At 67.3% G+C, this 15,998-nt stretch carries 15 protein-coding genes; 9 read left to right on the forward strand and 6 right to left on the reverse strand.

All coding sequences use genetic code 11. The features are described from left to right. Positions 1-15: 15 nt before the first annotated feature. The gene (locus tag KV203_RS05270) at positions 16-624 is read right to left on the reverse strand and encodes a TetR/AcrR family transcriptional regulator (protein ID WP_083530317.1); all 609 of its coding nucleotides are present in this window, start codon (positions 622-624) and stop codon (positions 16-18) included. 313 nt (positions 625-937) lie between these two features. On the opposite strand from KV203_RS05270, the gene KV203_RS05275 reads away from it, so the two are divergent. Next, positions 938-2,473 (forward strand): DUF7159 family protein, encoded by a 1,536-nt coding sequence (locus KV203_RS05275; RefSeq protein WP_157079963.1) that lies wholly within the window; start codon positions 938-940, stop codon positions 2,471-2,473. 18 nt (positions 2,474-2,491) lie between these two features. On the opposite strand, the gene bcp is transcribed toward KV203_RS05275, so the two are convergent. After that, positions 2,492-2,965: a thioredoxin-dependent thiol peroxidase gene (bcp, locus tag KV203_RS05280; RefSeq protein WP_066474427.1), complete on the reverse strand. Its 474-nt coding sequence runs from the start codon at positions 2,963-2,965 to the stop codon at positions 2,492-2,494. Positions 2,966-3,101: 136 nt separating this feature from the next. On the opposite strand from bcp, the gene KV203_RS05285 reads away from it, so the two are divergent. Then, positions 3,102-3,323, forward strand: a complete 222-nt coding sequence (locus KV203_RS05285; protein WP_066474430.1) for a DUF3618 domain-containing protein — start codon at positions 3,102-3,104, stop codon at positions 3,321-3,323. A 10-nt stretch (positions 3,324-3,333) separates the two neighbouring features. Here KV203_RS05285 and KV203_RS05290 read toward each other — a convergent pair whose 3' ends face one another. Continuing rightward, positions 3,334-4,314, reverse strand: coding sequence for an acyl-CoA dehydrogenase family protein (locus KV203_RS05290; RefSeq protein WP_083530315.1), 981 nt, complete (start codon positions 4,312-4,314; stop codon positions 3,334-3,336). Between the two features lie 555 nt (positions 4,315-4,869). Between KV203_RS05290 and KV203_RS05295 the strand changes: the two genes are divergently transcribed. After that, on the forward strand, positions 4,870-5,709 hold the full coding sequence (locus tag KV203_RS05295; RefSeq protein WP_157079964.1) for a hypothetical protein: 840 nt from the start codon (positions 4,870-4,872) through the stop codon (positions 5,707-5,709). A 99-nt stretch (positions 5,710-5,808) separates the two neighbouring features. On the opposite strand, the gene KV203_RS05300 is transcribed toward KV203_RS05295, so the two are convergent. Then, positions 5,809-6,675: an HTD2 family dehydratase gene (locus KV203_RS05300; protein WP_066474435.1), complete on the reverse strand. Its 867-nt coding sequence runs from the start codon at positions 6,673-6,675 to the stop codon at positions 5,809-5,811. 5 nt (positions 6,676-6,680) lie between these two features. Beyond that, a complete protein-coding gene (gene fabG, locus KV203_RS05305; RefSeq protein WP_373279260.1) occupies positions 6,681-7,427 on the reverse strand; it encodes a 3-oxoacyl-ACP reductase FabG in 747 nt (248 codons plus the stop codon). A 311-nt stretch (positions 7,428-7,738) separates the two neighbouring features. On the opposite strand from fabG, the gene KV203_RS05310 reads away from it, so the two are divergent. The 6 genes from KV203_RS05310 to KV203_RS05335 all read left to right on the forward strand — a co-directional run bounded on the left by KV203_RS05310 (position 7,739) and on the right by KV203_RS05335 (position 14,736). Further along, complete coding sequence (locus KV203_RS05310; protein ID WP_066474440.1) at positions 7,739-8,218, forward strand: MaoC family dehydratase; 480 nt, start codon at positions 7,739-7,741, stop codon at positions 8,216-8,218. Positions 8,219-8,242: 24 nt separating this feature from the next. Then, the gene (locus KV203_RS05315; RefSeq protein ID WP_066474443.1) at positions 8,243-10,198 is read left to right on the forward strand and encodes an AMP-binding protein; all 1,956 of its coding nucleotides are present in this window, start codon (positions 8,243-8,245) and stop codon (positions 10,196-10,198) included. Next, complete coding sequence (locus KV203_RS05320) at positions 10,195-11,358, forward strand: acyl-CoA dehydrogenase family protein (RefSeq protein ID WP_066474446.1); 1,164 nt, start codon at positions 10,195-10,197, stop codon at positions 11,356-11,358. Before KV203_RS05315 ends, KV203_RS05320 begins: the two co-directional genes overlap by 4 nt. Positions 11,359-11,442: 84 nt before the next feature. Then, positions 11,443-12,588: a CaiB/BaiF CoA transferase family protein gene (locus KV203_RS05325; protein WP_066474449.1), complete on the forward strand. Its 1,146-nt coding sequence runs from the start codon at positions 11,443-11,445 to the stop codon at positions 12,586-12,588. Next, a complete protein-coding gene (locus KV203_RS05330; RefSeq protein WP_066474452.1) occupies positions 12,585-13,754 on the forward strand; it encodes a CaiB/BaiF CoA transferase family protein in 1,170 nt (389 codons plus the stop codon). Before KV203_RS05325 ends, KV203_RS05330 begins: the two co-directional genes overlap by 4 nt. Positions 13,755-14,019: 265 nt before the next feature. After that, complete coding sequence (locus KV203_RS05335; protein ID WP_066474455.1) at positions 14,020-14,736, forward strand: GntR family transcriptional regulator; 717 nt, start codon at positions 14,020-14,022, stop codon at positions 14,734-14,736. 14 nt (positions 14,737-14,750) lie between these two features. Here the strand turns inward: KV203_RS05335 and KV203_RS05340 are convergent, their stop codons facing one another. Then, positions 14,751-15,959 (reverse strand): CoA transferase, encoded by a 1,209-nt coding sequence (locus KV203_RS05340; RefSeq protein ID WP_373279261.1) that lies wholly within the window; start codon positions 15,957-15,959, stop codon positions 14,751-14,753. Positions 15,960-15,998 lie beyond the last annotated feature (39 nt).

Raw genomic sequence — 15,998 nt, forward strand, 5'->3', positions numbered from 1 at the left:
GTCGCGGCGGACCGGTCACCGCCGCGACTCCTTCTCGACAGCGGTCAGATAAGCCAGGATCAGACGTTTCAGCTCGGCGACCGCGTCCGCCTGGGTCTGTTCGTCCTGGACCGAGAAGTTCAGCATCGAGTAGACGACGTGCACCAGGACCTGCGCCATGGTGTCTCGGCGGGCGCGATTCAGCCGCGGGATGAGCGGTCGCAGCATCGTCTCCACGACATCGGCGAACTCTCGCTCGTGAATCGCTCCGGTGGCCCGGGTGGACGGGGTGGATTGCATCGCGAGCCAGACTTCCCGTCGAGAGCGATCCCGCAGCCACAGCGTGGCCATGTGGTCGACGAACCGGTTCATGTGCCGCAACCAGTCCATCGACGGCACCTCGCCGTGGAAGTCGCCGAGCTCGCGGGACACCTCGACCAGGTCTTGCCGGTTCAGCTCGCAAACGATGACGTACTTGTTCGCGAAGAAGTGATACAGCGTGCCGATCGGCACCTCGGCCCGTGCCGCTACTACCTCACAGGTGAACGACTCGAAGCCGACCTCGACGAGCAGCTCGCGGGAGGCGGCGAGCAGTGCGTCGAACTTCCGCTTGCTGCGCTCCTGGGTCGGGCGGCGCCGCGGCATCAGCTCCTGCGGGTCGTCCTGGAGTTCCAGCGCGGGATCGTGCCGACGACGCGGCGTGCCCTCCCGGGGGCGCAGGGGCGCGGACGGTTCCACCTCCTCAGGCTAGTGGGTTGCCCCCGCGGTCAAGGTGGAACGGGCTCGACGTCGGTCGGCGCGCGTCCAGTCGACCAGCCGCGCGTCGGCTATGGCGCGTATCACGTCCAATTGCAAACGTAGAGCTGGTATTGCACCACGTATTCCGAACGGAAAATCGGAGTTGTTCTCATAACCCGGCCTGTGGTCATACTGTTACGTCGGGAGGAGACCTAGGGGTATGGCTACGGTTGGAGTGTCCACCGAGCGGGGCGCGGTGCGAGCCGTGTTGCTCGGTGGATCGGGTGGGGGTCCGCCGGGGCGAGTAATACGGCACCGGGAAGAAGCGCCGGCTACGGACGATCCGCCGGGATTCGCGGCAGCGGTCGAGGCGGCGCTCACCGGTCTGCAGACCGACATCGCCGGTGATCCGTCGGTGGGCACGATCGATGCGGTGGCCGTCGTGTATCGCGACGAACCGGAGCGTCAGGCGATCGAGGAGCGACTGGCCACCGGTCGGTGGAGCGGCGCGACGTCGGTGCCGGTGTCGGCGGCGCACCTGGCCGCCGTGGGTGCCGTGCCGGGACTGGACCGCTACCGCACCCTGCTGGTCTACGACGTGGTGCCGGGTCGGCATACGTTCACCGTCGTCGACCCGAGCCGTGGGCAGGTGCTCGGCTCGGACTCGGTCGAATCGGAGGGGGAGGCGCCGGTCGCGATCGGACAGGGAATCCGCAACGCCTGGTCGTTGCTCGACGCCGCCGGTGTCGAACCGGAGTCGGTGGTGCTGATCGGCTCCGCGGTGGACGAGCCGGGTGTCGAGCAGGTGCTGCGGGTCTGGTTCGACGCACCGGTGGTTACCGGCGCAAATGCCGCGCTGAGCACCGCGGTCGGTGCGGGTCTGCTGGCCGGGCAGATCATCGATGATCCGGCCCCGGTGCCCGCGCCGGTCCCGATTGCTCCCGCGGAGTCGAGTCCCGCGCCCCCGGTGGCCGGATCTCGGCGGTCGGGCCGCACGGCGCTGGCCGCGCTCGTGGCCGGGATCGCGGTCGTGTCCGGGCTGGGCCTGGCGGTTTTCGACGCACGATCGGATCACGATTCCGGAGCGGAATCGACCGCCGCGCTGCCAACCTCCTCGGGCGCCGGCGGTGTCGGCGTCGGCGCATCCGGAACCGGCCGCAGCACCGCCCGCTCGAACGATGCCGATGCGGCGAAACGCAGCTCCTTGGTCGATCCGACCGAGGCGGCGAGCGGTGGCGACGTCGGAGGTACTGCCGCGCCCGGTATGACCGAGTTGCCGTGGAATCCGCCGCCCCCGTGGCTGTCCGATCAGATCGTACTGCTCGGTCCGGCTCCGGGGGAGGCGGTCGGCTACCCGTTCGCCGGTGCCGGTGCCGGTGCCGGACAGGGTGTGCGCTCCGCGCCGAGTGGCGCTCCGGGGAGTGGCGCCGCCGCGCGGGAGGATATCCGGACCGAACCGATGACCTGGACGTGTCCCACCGGTACAGCTCCGATCACCCGGTCGCTGCAGTCCTCCGACAGGCCGGCGTCGTCGACGACGGTGCCGACGACGTCGACCGGCGTGCCGATGGCACCGGCCCCGATCGCCGACTCGTGTCCACCGGTCGTGCCGACGCTGTCCGAACCGTCGGATCCGCCCCAATCCGAGCTGATGGCGACCCCGCCGCCGGCTACCGGGATGGCGCCGCGTGGCATCCCGGTGCCCGCCATTCCGTTGCCGATCGTGCCCGCGCCGGCGCAGAGCCCGTTCGGCTAGTGCTCGGTCGGCTCGAGGTCAGACCGACAGGTCGCGGCGCAGCTTGGCGACGTGCCCGGTGGCCCGAACGTTGTATTGAGCCAGCGCAATCCGACCCTGTTCGTCGATCAGGAAGGTCGATCGGATCACCCCATGCACCGTCTTGCCGTACATGGTCTTCTCCCCATAAGCGCCGTATGCGGTGAGGACGGCGCGGTCCGGATCGGACAGCAGGGGGAAGGTGAGTCCCTCGGCGTCGCGGAACTTGGCCAGTTTGGCCGGCTTGTCCGGCGAGATACCGACCACGTCGATGCCCGCGCCGTCCAGCTCGGCGAGGTTGTCTCGGAAGTCGCACGCCTGTTTGGTGCAGCCGGGGGTGCTGGCTGCGGGATAGAAGTACACGATCACCTTGCGGCCCCGGTAGTCCGCCAGCGACACCTCGTTGCCGTCGGCGTCGGGCAGGGTGAAGGCCGGGGCCGGAGCACCGACCTCGAGGCGGTGGTTGTCGGTCATGCCCGCGACGTTAGCCGACTCGCGCCTTGCCCGGTCGTATCACTCACCACCGGCGCGAACTGCACTACCGTTGGGGCGTGCAGGAGCTCGAACCCAGCAGCCTGCCGGTGAGATCGACGCAATACCTGGAGGTCACATGGCAAGGGATACCGAGAGCATCGAGCGTGAGATCGAAATGGCGCGCAATCAGCTCGCGAACACGCTCGACGAGCTGAGCGTGCGCGCGAATCCCCGACGGATCGCCGAGGACACCAAGCAGACTCTGGTCGCCAAGGTGAACGAGCCGCGGATCAAGATGGGCCTGATCGGCGCCGGAGCCGCTCTGGTCCTGCTGATCCTCATCCGACTGTTCCGCTGACCCCGGCAGATCACCGCGCGGTTTCGCCCGTCGGCCGGACTCGGTCCGGTTCGGCGGGCGTTCTGTTTTCCGGCGAATGGTCGGTGGTCAGCCGCCGCCATGCAGCGGCCGTTCTGGCCGTCCGTACCGTGCCGGCGACGTCGAGCAGCGGCCGGTCTCTGCGCCAGCGTTCGCGGGTGTCCGGCTCGGTGCGGTCCCAGAAGTGTTCGGCGTCGCCGAGGAGCCGCTGCTGTCCGGTCTGCAACCCGGCCACGGCGAGGTGTGTGCTCGGGGCCGACGGGTCGGCCCGGGTCGATTCCCGCACTCCCGCCAGAAGCGAAAGCGCCTGCTCGAGCCACGGTGCCGGCCAGCTCGAGCGGCGGGCAACCCCGATCAACCAACCCAGCACGGCGGCCTGGATATGGAGGTCCTCGATCGTCCGGAACGGCTTGAGGTACCGCAGGTAGCCGTCCCCGGGAAGCACCGCGTGGGCGGGCAACGGCACGGCGGTCAGGCGGAGCGTCGCGTGCGGGATCTCCGGAGTGAACGGCAGCACCGGTTGCGCGGTGAAGGAGACCCCGGGCAACCCGGCCGGCACCAGCGCGGCGCGCAACGCTTTCCGTCCGCTGGGGGCGCGTTCGTCGCCGGCCAGCACCACCAGGAGCTCCGCGGCTGAGCCCAAGGTGACGAACGACTTGGTGCCGTCGAGGGTGAAGCCGTCCCTGCCGGGGGTCAGCGTGGTGTGGATCGCCGCCGGGTGGCCACCCCCGGCCTCGGTACCGCACAGCGCAGTCCGAACATTCGGGATATCCGGCAGCAACGCCCGCAGCGCGGCCTGGTAGCCGGCCAGAAACGCGTAGCCCAGCCGGTCGCTGCCGAATCCGCCTGCCACCGCCGCATCGACGGGGGTTGCAAAGCCGGTGTCGCGGGCGCGGCGGTCGGCCTCGAATACATCGACCGGCGCGGTCGACAACGGATTCTCGGTGAGCACGAAGTCGAACACATCGGGCATGACACCGACGGTAGCCGCAATGGTGCTGGAGAAAGTAGAAGACCGTGACACGACGGGTCGGGGGTCTGCCGTGTCACGGTCACAAGGATCATCCACCGTGGGCGGCTAGCTGTTACGAGAATCCGCGAAATTTTTCCAAACAAAGTTGTCGACAAGCGTGTCGTTCGGTGTGTCGCGACACTTGCATCGGTTTGTCGGACAGTAGGCGCGCTCATAGTCCAACGTCAGGGGCAGGATCGGGGAACGAGTTGCCGACCGGGCGTCGCGGTACTTGTTTGTCGATCGGACCATGGCACGGGTTCGGGGTGCGTGATGGTCGGCTGGCATCCGGATCGAACCAGTCGTGGTAACCGGAAGATCGCTTAGCCATCGGGCGCGGACCGGACAAGCGGTAGGTCGAATCCGGATACCGTGGCTTGATCGACATCCTTCTGCGACCACTGCGAGGTTTATACCGGGTCGTATCGATCATGGTGTCGGATCGTGGCTCCGGCTATACCGACCTGATACCGCGATCGATAGGAAAACGATCTTGAGCCTGGAATCGTGGGGTCAATGGCGAGGAAAAGGTTGTTCGATGCATCCTCGGGGACCCCGACCCCGCACCTGCCGCCGGCGCCGGATCCGCATACCGGCGAACCGCGTCCACCGGCGGCGCCTCGCGGGATCGGCACAGGTTATCGCGACACGCCCACGGATCGCCCGCCGCGGCGGGCGTCGGCCGCCCCGCCGGATCTGGGTCGGCCGTTGGAATGGAGCCAGCCCGGCTATCGGCAGATCGCACTCCGTACCGTGCTCGCGTTCGCCGCAGGCGGGGTGATTCTGATCGTCGCCGGACCGCTGTCCGGCGGCCTGCTTCCGTTGACGGTGGACGGTGTGCTCGCCCGGTCCACGGGCGCGTTCATGGCGTGGGCCGTCGTCACGCTCGTCGCAGCTGCGTACTGCTGCCGGCTCCTGGAGGCCTGGCAGGCGGCGGGTGCCCGCTGGGTGCAGCAACGCAACGAGTGGGTGAACACCTACGAGCTGACCTGCATCGAGTACTCCATCCGCGGGGTGCGGTCGGTGCTTCGGCTGCGGGACGCGTCGGGCCGCACGATCAAAGGCCTGGAGCTGGGCCCGTTGCAGTCCCATCCCGCCATGTGGAATCTGGTACACAACGGCCTCGTGCACAGCGCGTCGTCCGGCGACTGCGAGATCGACGAGCAGACCCGCAAACTGCTGCATCTTCCGCGGTATCAGGCCCCGCAACGTCCCGATCTGCAGTTGCTGACGTTCCCGGAGAACAGTCCGAACGTCGCTCCCGAGGCGGAGGCACCGCGTTGGTGGGGTCGGCAGAATGAGCCGCAGATCCACCTGGCGGCGGTACATGACTTCGACCGCCGACGGACGTCGTAGGGACAGGGCGAGAGGCTGGTGCGGGCTGGATCGACGACGTTCGCGACCAGTGGAATGTCGAGGTTGGCCACAGTGGTGTGGTCGCCCGGAATTTGTCATCTACCTCGACAAATTCCGGATCGCCAGCTTGATCCGGGTGTTCACCCTCGTTACGTCCGAGCCGCCCAGTTCGACTTCGAAGCCGGCTGCGGTAGACCGAGCCCGCAGGAGGGCTTCCTGCCCGCAGAACAGGGGAGACAGGTTGCGGTGCTGCAGCCGAGTGAGGTTTCCGGGCCGGTGACCGAGCCGGCGAACTTCGGCAAGTGCAAGCGTCATCAGCGGACCGTGGACCACGAGTCCGGGGTAGCCCTCGACTCGGGTGGCGTAGGGCCAGTCGTAGTGGATCCGGTGGGCATTGGCTGTCGCCGCCGAGAATCGCATGAGCAAGGTGGGGTCGGTGTGAAAGGCCCAGGTCGAGTCGTCGATCCGCCGGAACGGCGAGCCGACCGGGGTCAACTCCGCAGCACCGTCGGGTTCCGGTGCGGCAGCCGCTGTCCCGGCTTCGCGATAGATGAGGTCCTGGCGCTCCGCTAATGCCAGTTCACCGCTGTCTCGATAGAGGCGGGTGCGAACGACGACAACGACCAGCCGGCCCGACCTGCCGGATTTCTCGGTGACCGACTCGACACACGATTCTCGGTGCACGGTCTCGCCGACATGAAGGTCGCTGTGCCAGTTGACCTCGCCGCCGGCGAACATGCGACGTGGCAGATCCACGGGTGGCAGGAACGATCCGCGCAGGGGGTGCCCGTCCGCCCCGATCTGCGAGGACGCCGGCCAGCGCGGCAGCGCGACCCAGTGCCACATCGGCGGCAACGGATCGTCTGCAAGCGGAGTGTCGAGACCGTTGTCGAACAATGCCGCCAGCGCAGCGACCGGCCCAGGATCGACGGTCTCGTGGGTAGTGACGGTGTGCGGTTCCCACATCGCTGTCACATGAACCGTCCGCCGGTGACCTCCAGCACGGAGCCGGTCATGTAGGACGACAGGTCCGAGGCCAGAAACAAGGCGACGCCGGCGATCTCGGTGACCTCGCCGGCGCGGCCCATCGGGATCTCGGACATCTTCCGGTCCCAGATCTTCTGTGGCATGGCCTCGGTCATCGCCGTGCGGATGAGGCCCGGCTGGATCGCGTTGACCCGGACGCCTTGGTGAGCAAGCTCTTTCGCAGCTGCTTTGGACAGCCCGACGATGCCGGCCTTCGCTGCCGAGTAGTTGGTCTGCCCGGCAAGGCCGACCTTGCCGGAGATCGACGACAGGTTCACGATCGCGCCGCGCTTCTGTTCCCGCATGATCGCTGCCGCCTTGCGGGTACCGTTCCAGGTCCCCTTGAGGTGGACGTCGATCACCTGGTCGAACTGCTCTTCGGTCATCGTGCGCATGGTCGCGTCCCGGGTGATGCCCGCGTTGTTGACCATGATGTCGACCGATCCGAACGAACTCACTGCGGCAGCGAGCAGGGCATCGACGTCCGCCGAACTCGTGACGTTGCAGCGGACGCCGACGGCGGTGTCGGGTCCGCCGAGACGCTTCGCGGCGATCTCGACCGCATCGCCGTCCAGATCGCCCAGTACGACGCGAGCGCCTTCGGCAACGAATCGTTCGGCGATCGCGTAGCCGATGCCCTGCGCACCGCCGGTGACGACAGCGGTTCGGTTCTCCAGCAGAGGTTGTGACACGTCGGTTCCGTTCATCGGGGGAGTAGGTGGGTTTGTCGAACGATTCTGCGCGCTATCACAGCTTTCCGCCGAATCCGAGCCGCCGCGCGTACTGCACGTCCGACCTCATCGTCGACTACGAGCGCGCCTGCGCTTCGGCAAATCGTTCGGGCCGGTCGCCGGGCACGAACAGCAGCGTCGTGGCGGCCCGGACCCGTTCGGCAACTGTCGGTTCCATCCGCGGCCTCCCCTTCGTTCGCAAACCCAGCAGGGTTGAAGATAATATATTATGCAGTGTATGTTGAAATGACTGCAATCGAAAGGACTAGCAAATGCCCGGTCTCTACTTCGAGGAGCTCGAACCCGGCCTCGTCATCGACCACCCGACGCGCCGGACCGTCACGGAGATGGACAACGTCCTGTTCAGCACGTTGACGCTGAATGTCGCCCCGTTGCACCTCGACGCGGAATACAGCAAGAACTCCATCTACGGTCAGCGACTGGTCAACAGCCTCTTCATCCTCGGACTCGTCTCCGGCATCACCGTCCCGGACACCACGCTCGGCACCACGCTGGGCAATCTCGGTTTCGAGGAAGTGAAGTTTCCGAAGCCGGTGTTCCACGGTGACACCATCCGGGTGCGTACCGAGATCGTCAGCAAGCGGGAATCCAAGAGCCGCAATGATTCCGGCATCGTCATCTTCCGCCATCAGGGCATCAACCAGCGCGACGAAGTCGTCTGCGACTGCCTGCGCGCCGGCTTGATGCAGAAGCGATCCGCGGCAGAGCAGCCCGCACCAGCCAACGCCTGAATCGACCAGAGAGAGGATCGCGCGATGCGAGGACCCGGTCTTTTCGGCTCACCGGAGACGCCGGCGTGGGTTCCGGGAGACGCCGAACGTAAGCGAAGCCGATTGCTCACGGCGATGGCACGGTGGAACTACGCGGATCTGGCGGACCTGCATCGTGCCTCGGTCGACGATCCGGAGTGGTTCTGGCGTGCAGCGGTCGAGGATCTGGGCGTCACCTTCGGTGAGCCGTTCCAGCGAGCGGTCGACGACAGTGCGGGCAAGCCGTTCCCGCAGTGGTTCACCGGCGGGCGTCTCAACGTGGCCGAGCTGTGCGCGCATCGCCACGCTGCCGGCCGGTCGGCCGACAAACTCGCGGTGGTGTACGAGGGGGACAACGGGCAGCGCCGCACACTGACCTTCGCCGAACTCGACGTCGAGGTGCGGCGCTTCGCCGCCAACCTGACCGAGCTCGGTGTCTCGCGTGGCGACCGGGTGGTGCTCTTCATGCCGGTCGTCCCGGAAGCCACGGTCACGTTCCTGGCTTGCGCGATGATCGGCGCGGTGTCGGTACCCGCGTTCACCGGATACGGAGCCGAGGCGCTCGCCACCCGGCTCACCGACTCCGAGGCTGTCGTCCTGGTGACCGCGGATGCGACGACTCGTCGCGGAAAAGTGGTGCCGCTGAAGAAGACCACCGACGAAGCACTCGCTGCGGCACCGAACGTCCAGCACGCGGTCGTCGTTCGTCATCTCGCGCACGACGTCGAGATGCAGGACGGTCGCGACATCTACTGGGACGAACTCGGTCCTACACCGGCACCGGTCGAAACCGTCGCCGTCGAGTCGAACGACCCGCTCACCATCGTCTACACGTCGGGCACCACCGGACGGCCGAAGGGAATCGTGCACTCCCACGGCGGTTTCGCGGTCAAGGCGGCTGTCGACTTCGGTTACGGCTTCGACGTGCACGCCGACGACGTCGTCTCCTGGATTTCGGATATGGGCTGGTTGGTCGGACCGCTGCTCATCTGTGGGGCAATGCAACTCGGAGCGACCGTCGTGTTCACCGAGGGCGTCCCGGATCATCCGTCGCCGAACCGATTCGGCGAGATCATCGACCGCAACGGGGTGACCCTCCAGGGAGTTGCCCCCACCGCGGTGCGCGCGGTGCGAGCTCACGGCGACGACGCCTTCGGTGAGCTCACCGGCCTGCGTGCGTTCGTCTCCACCGGCGAGGCATGGGACGAGCCGACCTGGCGCTGGCTGTTCGAGACCGTCGGTGCAGGGCTGCGACCGATCATCAACTACAGCGGCGGCACCGAGGTCGGCGGCGGCCTGCTGATCGGCTATCCCTTCCTGCCGATGGACGGAGCGTCGTTCAATGCGCCGATCATCGGTGCCGATGCGGCGGTTCTCGATGCCGAGGGCGTGCCGGTCGTCGGCGAGGTCGGCGAACTCTCGGCGCTCAACACCTTTCCCGGCATGACCCACGCATTCTGGCAGGATCGGCAACGCTACCTCGAAACATACTGGAGCCGTTGGGAAGATGTCTGGGTACACGGCGACCTTGCCAGTGTCGGCGAGGACGGAACCTGGCGCATCCACGGCCGCTCCGACGACACGATCAAGGTGTCGGGCCGGCGCGTCGGACCGGCCGAGATCGAGGCGGGTCTGTTGAAGGACCGCCGAATCGCCGAGACCGCTGCCATCGGCGCGCCGGACGAGCGCCGCGGTCAGCGAGTCGTCGCGTTCGTCGTGCTCCGTGACGCCGAGGTCGACCTCGACGATCTGACGGCAACCGCCGTCGTACACGTCGGCCGTTCTTTCGCACCCACCGTGCACGTCGTGCAATCGCTGCCGAAGACGAAGAACGGCAAGATCATGCGCCGCGCCATTCGCTCGCGCTACCTGGGGCAACCGCAGGGTGACCTGTCCTCCCTGGATCCGGCGACGCCGATCGAAGACATTCCGATCCAATCGAATTCAGGAGAACAGGCATGACCGTCACCGAGGAACGTGGTCTGGATCTCGTGCGCAAGTCCGCGCGCGAACTGGCCCGACGCTTCGACTACGAGTACTGGCGCGAGAAGGACAAGAAGGCCGAGTATCCGTGGGAGTTCGTCAAGGCGTTCGCCGATGCAGGTTGGCTCGGCGTGATGATCCCCGAGGAATACGGTGGCCTCGGTCTCGGCCTGATGGAGGCTGCGGTCATGATCCAAGAGGTCGCCTCCTCCGGCGCCGGCATGAGCGGCGGTTCGGCCATCCACTTCTACGTCTTCCCGCCGGCGCCGATCCTGCGGTACGGCTCGGAAGAGATGAAGCGGAAGTGGCTACCCAAGATCGCCAAAGGCGAGGTCCTGATGGCGTTCGGCGTGACCGAACCGGAAGCCGGCGTGGACACCTCGCGCATCCGGACGAAGGCCGAGAAGGTCGATGGCGGTTACGTGGTCAACGGCCAGAAGGTGTGGATCACCAACGCGCAGAACGCACACAAGATCCTGCTGCTGGCGCGCACCTCGCCGCGTGAGGAATCCAAGCCGCTCGACGGCATGACGCTCTTCTTCACCGACCTCGACCGCGAGAAGATCACCGTGCGGGAGATCGAGAAGCTCGGCCGGTCCGCGATCGACTCGAACGAGCTGTTCATCGACAACCTCGAGGTGCGCGACGACGAGGTTGTCGGGGAAGTCGGCAAGGGCTTCACGTACCTGATCGACGGGCTGAATCCGGAGCGGGTCGTCGTCGCATTGGAGGGTATCGGACTCGGGCGCGCCGCACTGGAAATGGCGTCGAAGTACGCCAACGAGCGAGTTGTCTTCGGCCGGCCGATCGGCAAGAACCAGGCGGTCGCGCACCCGTTGGCGGATTCCTGGATCCGGCTCGAGGCTGCCGAGCGGATGGCCATGCACGCCGCCGAACTGTTCGAGGACCACCAGAACTGCGGCAAGGAAGCTGCGGCAGCTAAATATCTTGGCGCAGAAGCAGGTTTCGAAGCCTGCGACCGCGCAATGTCGACCTTCGGCGGCTACGCCTACTCGAAGGAGTACCACATCGAGCGGCTGTGGCGCGAAGTGCGACTACTCCGCAACGCGCCGTTCTCGCAGGAGATGGTGCTCAACTACATCTCCGCGCAGGCGCTGGGCCTCCCGAGGTCCTACTGACCCCGCTGCGGGGATCTCGGGCTATCGGTGCCGGCCGCCGCGCTGCCGGCGCCGTTTCCCGGACATCGGTCGACAGGAGTGCTCATGAGCGGACCGTTGGACGGCGTGCGCGTCGTGGTGCTGGCGGGGATGGGTCCGGTGCCATTCGTGTCGATGCTGTTGGCCGACATGGGCGCGGAAGTGTTGAGCATCGTCCGGCCGGCGCATCGAGCGGCCCGGACGCTGAGCTTGAGCGACGGTCTGCGCGCAGAACTCGACGTGGTGAACCGGCACGTCGATTCCGTCGCCGTCGACCTCAAGAGTTCCTACGGCATCGAACAGGTACTGCGACTCGTCGAGGCTGCCGAGGTTTTCGTCGAGGGCTACCGGCCCGGCGTGGCAGAACGCCTCGGACTGGGACCGCAGGCGGTCCTCGCCCGCAATCCGGCGACGGTCTACACGCGACTGACCGGCTACGGTCAGACCGGACCGCTCGCCCGGCAGGCCGGCCACGACATCAATTATGTCGCCCAGTCCGGTGCACTGCATGCCATGAGCCGACCGGGCGAAGCGCCGCGCCCCCCGATCAACCTCCTGGGTGACTACGCCGGCGGCGGCGCGCTCGCCGCGTTCGGTATCGTGTCGGCCTTGCTGCAGGCCCGTACGTCCGGGAGCGGCCAGGTGATCGACGCGGCTATGGTCGACGGCGTCGCAGTCCTGACCGCGAAGTTGCAGGGGTTGCGAGCGGCCGGGCTGTACTCCGACGAGCCCGGCACCAACTGGATCGACTCCGGCGCGCCGTTCTACGACACCTACCGGTGTGCCGACGGGCGCTACGTCGCCGTCGGTGCGCTCGAGCCGGACTTCTATCGCGAATTCGTCTCCCGACTCGGTGTCGACGCCGACGACTGGCCCGAGCAGGACGATCGCGAGAACTGGCCCCTGCTGCGGGAACTCGTTGCTACCGCAATCGCCACCCGCACCCGCGACGACTGGGCGGCGATCTACGCCGATACCGACGCGTGTGTGAGCGCGGTCCTCACCTTCGAAGAAGCTGCCGCCCATCCCCACAACCTCGTGCGGGACGTCTACGTCTACGTCGACGGCGTCCAACACCCGGCGCCTGCACCGCGATTGAGCCGAACGCCGGGACGGAGCCCGAGCGCTCCGCCGACCGGCCGGCTCGCGATCGCCGATCTCGTCCGGCAATGGAGCGCCGACAGTGCCTCGGCACGAAGGAAGTACGCATGAACTCGCCGCTGTCCGGCATCACCGTCCTCGGGCTCGAGCAGGCCATCGCCGCCCCGCTGTGCACCCGTCACCTCGCCGATCTCGGTGCGCGGGTCATCAAGATCGAACAACCCGGGTTCGGCGACGCTACCCGGCACTATGATCGTGCCGTGCGGGGCCTCGGCGCGCACTTCGTCTGGCTGAACCACGGCAAGGAATCCGCTGCGCTCGACCTGACGGACGAATCCGACCTCGACGTGTTCGCGGGGCTGCTCGAGCGCGCCGACGTCGTCGTCAGCAACCTCGGTCCCGGCGCCCTCGGTCGGCTCGGTCTCGCACCCGAAACACTCCTCGAGCGATATCCGCGGCTGATCGTGGTCGACATCTCCGGCTACGGGCGCGGTGGACCGCTCGACCACAAGCGCGCCTACGACCTGCTCGTGCAGGCCGAGGCGGGATCGTGCGCGATCACCGGACGGCCGGGGGAGCCGGCAAAGCCCGGGATTCCGATCGCCGACGTCGGGACGGCGTTGTACGCGTACTCCAGTGTGCTTGCTGCACTCTATGATCGGGAGCGCACCGGGCGCGGGACGGTGATCCCGATCGCCATGCTGGACGTGGTTGCGGAGATGATGGGATTCGCGCTCAACCAGGTGATCCACACCGGCACCGAGCCCGAGCCGGTCGGCATGGGATCGCCGATGATCGCGCCGTACGGCTCCTATCCGACCGCCGACGCCCAGACCGCCGTGCTGGGAACCACCAGCGATCGGGAGTGGCGGCGGCTCACCGTGGATCTGCTCGACCGCCCCGACCTCGCGCAGGACCCGAAGTACGCGCACAACCACGACCGGGTTGCGCACCGGGCAGAACTCGACGAGATCCTGGGCGCCTGGTGCGCACAGCACCCGCTGGCCGAGATCCAGCGCCGGGCCGACGATGCCGGGATCGGCAATGCCCGTTTGAACGGCGTGCGCGGGCTGGCCGAGCACCCGCAGCTGGCGGCACGCGGCCGATGGCGGGAAGTCGACTCGCCTGCCGGGCCGATACCGGCGCTACTGCCGCCTGCGCTCGCTCGTGACTGGACGGCCGTCGACGGGCGGGTGCCGGCACTCGGCGCCGACACCGATGCCGTGCGCGCGGAGGTCGGGCGTTCGCGAGTCGGCGACCATCCCTGGAAATCGTGATCTGCTTGCGGGCGCGGTGTATTCGGCGAAGGCTGGTACCACGGCAGTCGAACGATGCTGTCGCGCATCGGCTCCGAGACAGGTAAGCCGAGCCGGACGCGTTCGGTGACTATCCTTGCGCCCGATGTCATCGCCTTGACGGCGACGTGGCGCTCCAGGGCGCACCGAAGCAGCAATCACGGCGCGCCGGGGCGCGTGACGGATCGTCGAACCCGAAACATGAGGCATAATGCATAACACTTATAATCGGAAGAAACGGTCGCTGATGGACCCCACGCCACAAGCGCTGCCTCGCGGGTCGACCGCGCCGCGTCAGCAGCTGTCCGAGGATGTCGCGAGCTACGTGCGCGAACTCATCATCTCGGGGCGCGCGCGAGCGGGTGACTTTCTCCGCACGGAGCCGATCGCGGAGGCGGTCGGCGTCAGCAACACGCCGGTGCGCGAAGGATTGCTGCTGCTGAGTGGTGAGGGGTTCGTCGAACTCGTTCCGCGCCGGGGCTTCATGGTCTCCGCGTTCAGTCAGCAAGACGTGCGGGACATCTTCTGGGCGCAGGCGGCGCTCGCCGGCGAACTGGCCGGCCGCGCCGCGAAGAACATCTCCAGCGCTCAGCTCCAGCATCTGACCGAGATCGTCGCCGAACACGCGCAAGCGGTGTCGGCGGGTAGCGATTCCGACCGGATCGTCCGGCTCGGCCACGAGTTCCACCGGACCATCAACCTTGCCGCGGATTCTCGCCGGCTCGCGATGTTGCTGGCGTCGATCGTCAAGCAGCTGCCGAACCGGTTCTACAACGACATCGAGGGCCACGGCGAGGACACTTTGCGCGACCATCCCGCGATCCTGGAGGCGTTGCGCAAGCGCCGGACGAAGGTGGCGGCCACTTTGATGCGCGACCACATCATGACCGGCGCGGACGATCTGATCGACATGCTGGAGAAGCAGGGCCTCTGGGCCGAGGAAGAAAAGAAGTCGACAGCTTAGCCCGGGATCGAGGATCAGCCGCCGAGTACGCCTCGATCGTGCAAGGCGCTCAGCTCGGCGTCGCCGAGACCGAGTATGTCGGCAAGAACTTCGTCGGTGTGCTCGCCGAGGTCGGGTGCGACGGCGGGATTGCCGTACCGGCCTCCGTTGCGCAGTGCCGATCGTGCGCTGATCACCGGCCCGATTCCCGGCTGCTCGACTTCGGTCAGCACGGGCGGTAGCGGTCCGGCCGCGACGTCGTGCAGGGTGCGGTACCCGCTCCACAGCACACCTGCCGCGGTGAGTTCACGGTCGACCTCGGACAGCGGGAGTGCGGCGAACCACGGGCGAAGTACTGCGGCGATCACGTCGCGGTGCATGTAGCGGTCGGAATCGGTCCGGAAATCAGCGTCGAGCGCGCGCTCGAGCGCGGTCAGCACCTTGTCGGTGTTCGTTGCCGTGCGCAGTCCATCCCAGTGTCGCGGCGTCAGTGCGACGACCATGACCCGTTCGCCGTCGTTCGTCTCGAAGTCGACACCGAAGGTGCCGTAGACGAAGTTGCCGTGCCGGGCGCGATCACCACGCTCGGCCACCTCGGCGAGCCAGCCCAGATTGGCCAGGCTGGTCAAGGCGACGTCGGCCAACGCGATCCGGACGAGCGAGCCGCTGCCGTTGCGGTGTCGGCGATGCAGGGCCGCCAGCAGACCGGTCGTCGCGGTCGCGCCGGCGAGCAGGTCCCATGCGGGTAGAACGTGGTTCGCCGGCACCGTCGATTCGGCCGGGCCGGTGAGGTGCGCGACGCCGACCTCGGCGTTGACGGTGTAGTCGACGCCCGCCCGTCCGTCGGCGTAGCCCTCGATGTGCACCTGGATGATGTCCGCGCGCCGCTCGCGCAGGTTTTCGTAGGACAGCCACGGCCGGCCGACGTTGTTGTCGACGACGATTCCGGCATCCGGGCCCGGCGCCGTCGCCAGCCCGAGGACGAGTTCGCGCCCCTCGGGTGAGCGGATGTCGACGGCGACCGATCGCTTGCCCTTGTTCAGCGCCGTCCAGTACAGGCTGCGGCCGGATCGCTGCGAGACCGGCCAGCGGTTGTAGTCGGCGGCGCCGCCGAGCGGGTCGACCCGAATGACGTCGGCGCCCAGTTGGCCCAATGCCATGCATCCGGACGGGCCCGCGACAAAACTGGCGAACTCGAGGATTCGTAGACCGGCGAGTGGTCGGGTGGGATCGTCGATTGCCAACGGAGTTCCTCGCGGTAGGTGAGTCGAAGCGGGTGCGGA

It is taken from the genome of Skermania piniformis, from assembly GCF_019285775.1.
GTDB classification, from domain to species: domain Bacteria; phylum Actinomycetota; class Actinomycetes; order Mycobacteriales; family Mycobacteriaceae; genus Skermania; species Skermania pinensis.

Bases quoted from the DNA above. Each gene is read 5' to 3' on its own strand.
- KV203_RS05330 (WP_066474452.1), top strand. From the start codon at position 12,585: ATGAACTCGCCGCTGTCCGGCATCACCGTCCTCGGGCTCGAGCAGGCC.
- KV203_RS05270 (WP_083530317.1), bottom strand. From the start codon at position 624: ATGCCGCGGCGCCGCCCGACCCAGGAGCGCAGCAAGCGGAAGTTCGAC.
- KV203_RS05275 (WP_157079963.1), top strand. From the start codon at position 938: ATGGCTACGGTTGGAGTGTCCACCGAGCGGGGCGCGGTGCGAGCCGTG.
- KV203_RS05315 (WP_066474443.1), top strand. From the start codon at position 8,243: ATGCGAGGACCCGGTCTTTTCGGCTCACCGGAGACGCCGGCGTGGGTT.
- KV203_RS05285 (WP_066474430.1), top strand. From the start codon at position 3,102: ATGGCAAGGGATACCGAGAGCATCGAGCGTGAGATCGAAATGGCGCGC.
- KV203_RS05335 (WP_066474455.1), top strand. From the start codon at position 14,020: ATGGACCCCACGCCACAAGCGCTGCCTCGCGGGTCGACCGCGCCGCGT.
- KV203_RS05300 (WP_066474435.1), bottom strand. From the start codon at position 6,675: ATGTGGGAACCGCACACCGTCACTACCCACGAGACCGTCGATCCTGGG.
- KV203_RS05310 (WP_066474440.1), top strand. From the start codon at position 7,739: ATGCCCGGTCTCTACTTCGAGGAGCTCGAACCCGGCCTCGTCATCGAC.
- bcp (WP_066474427.1), bottom strand. From the start codon at position 2,965: ATGACCGACAACCACCGCCTCGAGGTCGGTGCTCCGGCCCCGGCCTTC.
- KV203_RS05320 (WP_066474446.1), top strand. From the start codon at position 10,195: ATGACCGTCACCGAGGAACGTGGTCTGGATCTCGTGCGCAAGTCCGCG.
- KV203_RS05290 (WP_083530315.1), bottom strand. From the start codon at position 4,314: ATGCCCGATGTGTTCGACTTCGTGCTCACCGAGAATCCGTTGTCGACC.
- KV203_RS05295 (WP_157079964.1), top strand. From the start codon at position 4,870: ATGGCGAGGAAAAGGTTGTTCGATGCATCCTCGGGGACCCCGACCCCG.
- KV203_RS05325 (WP_066474449.1), top strand. From the start codon at position 11,443: ATGAGCGGACCGTTGGACGGCGTGCGCGTCGTGGTGCTGGCGGGGATG.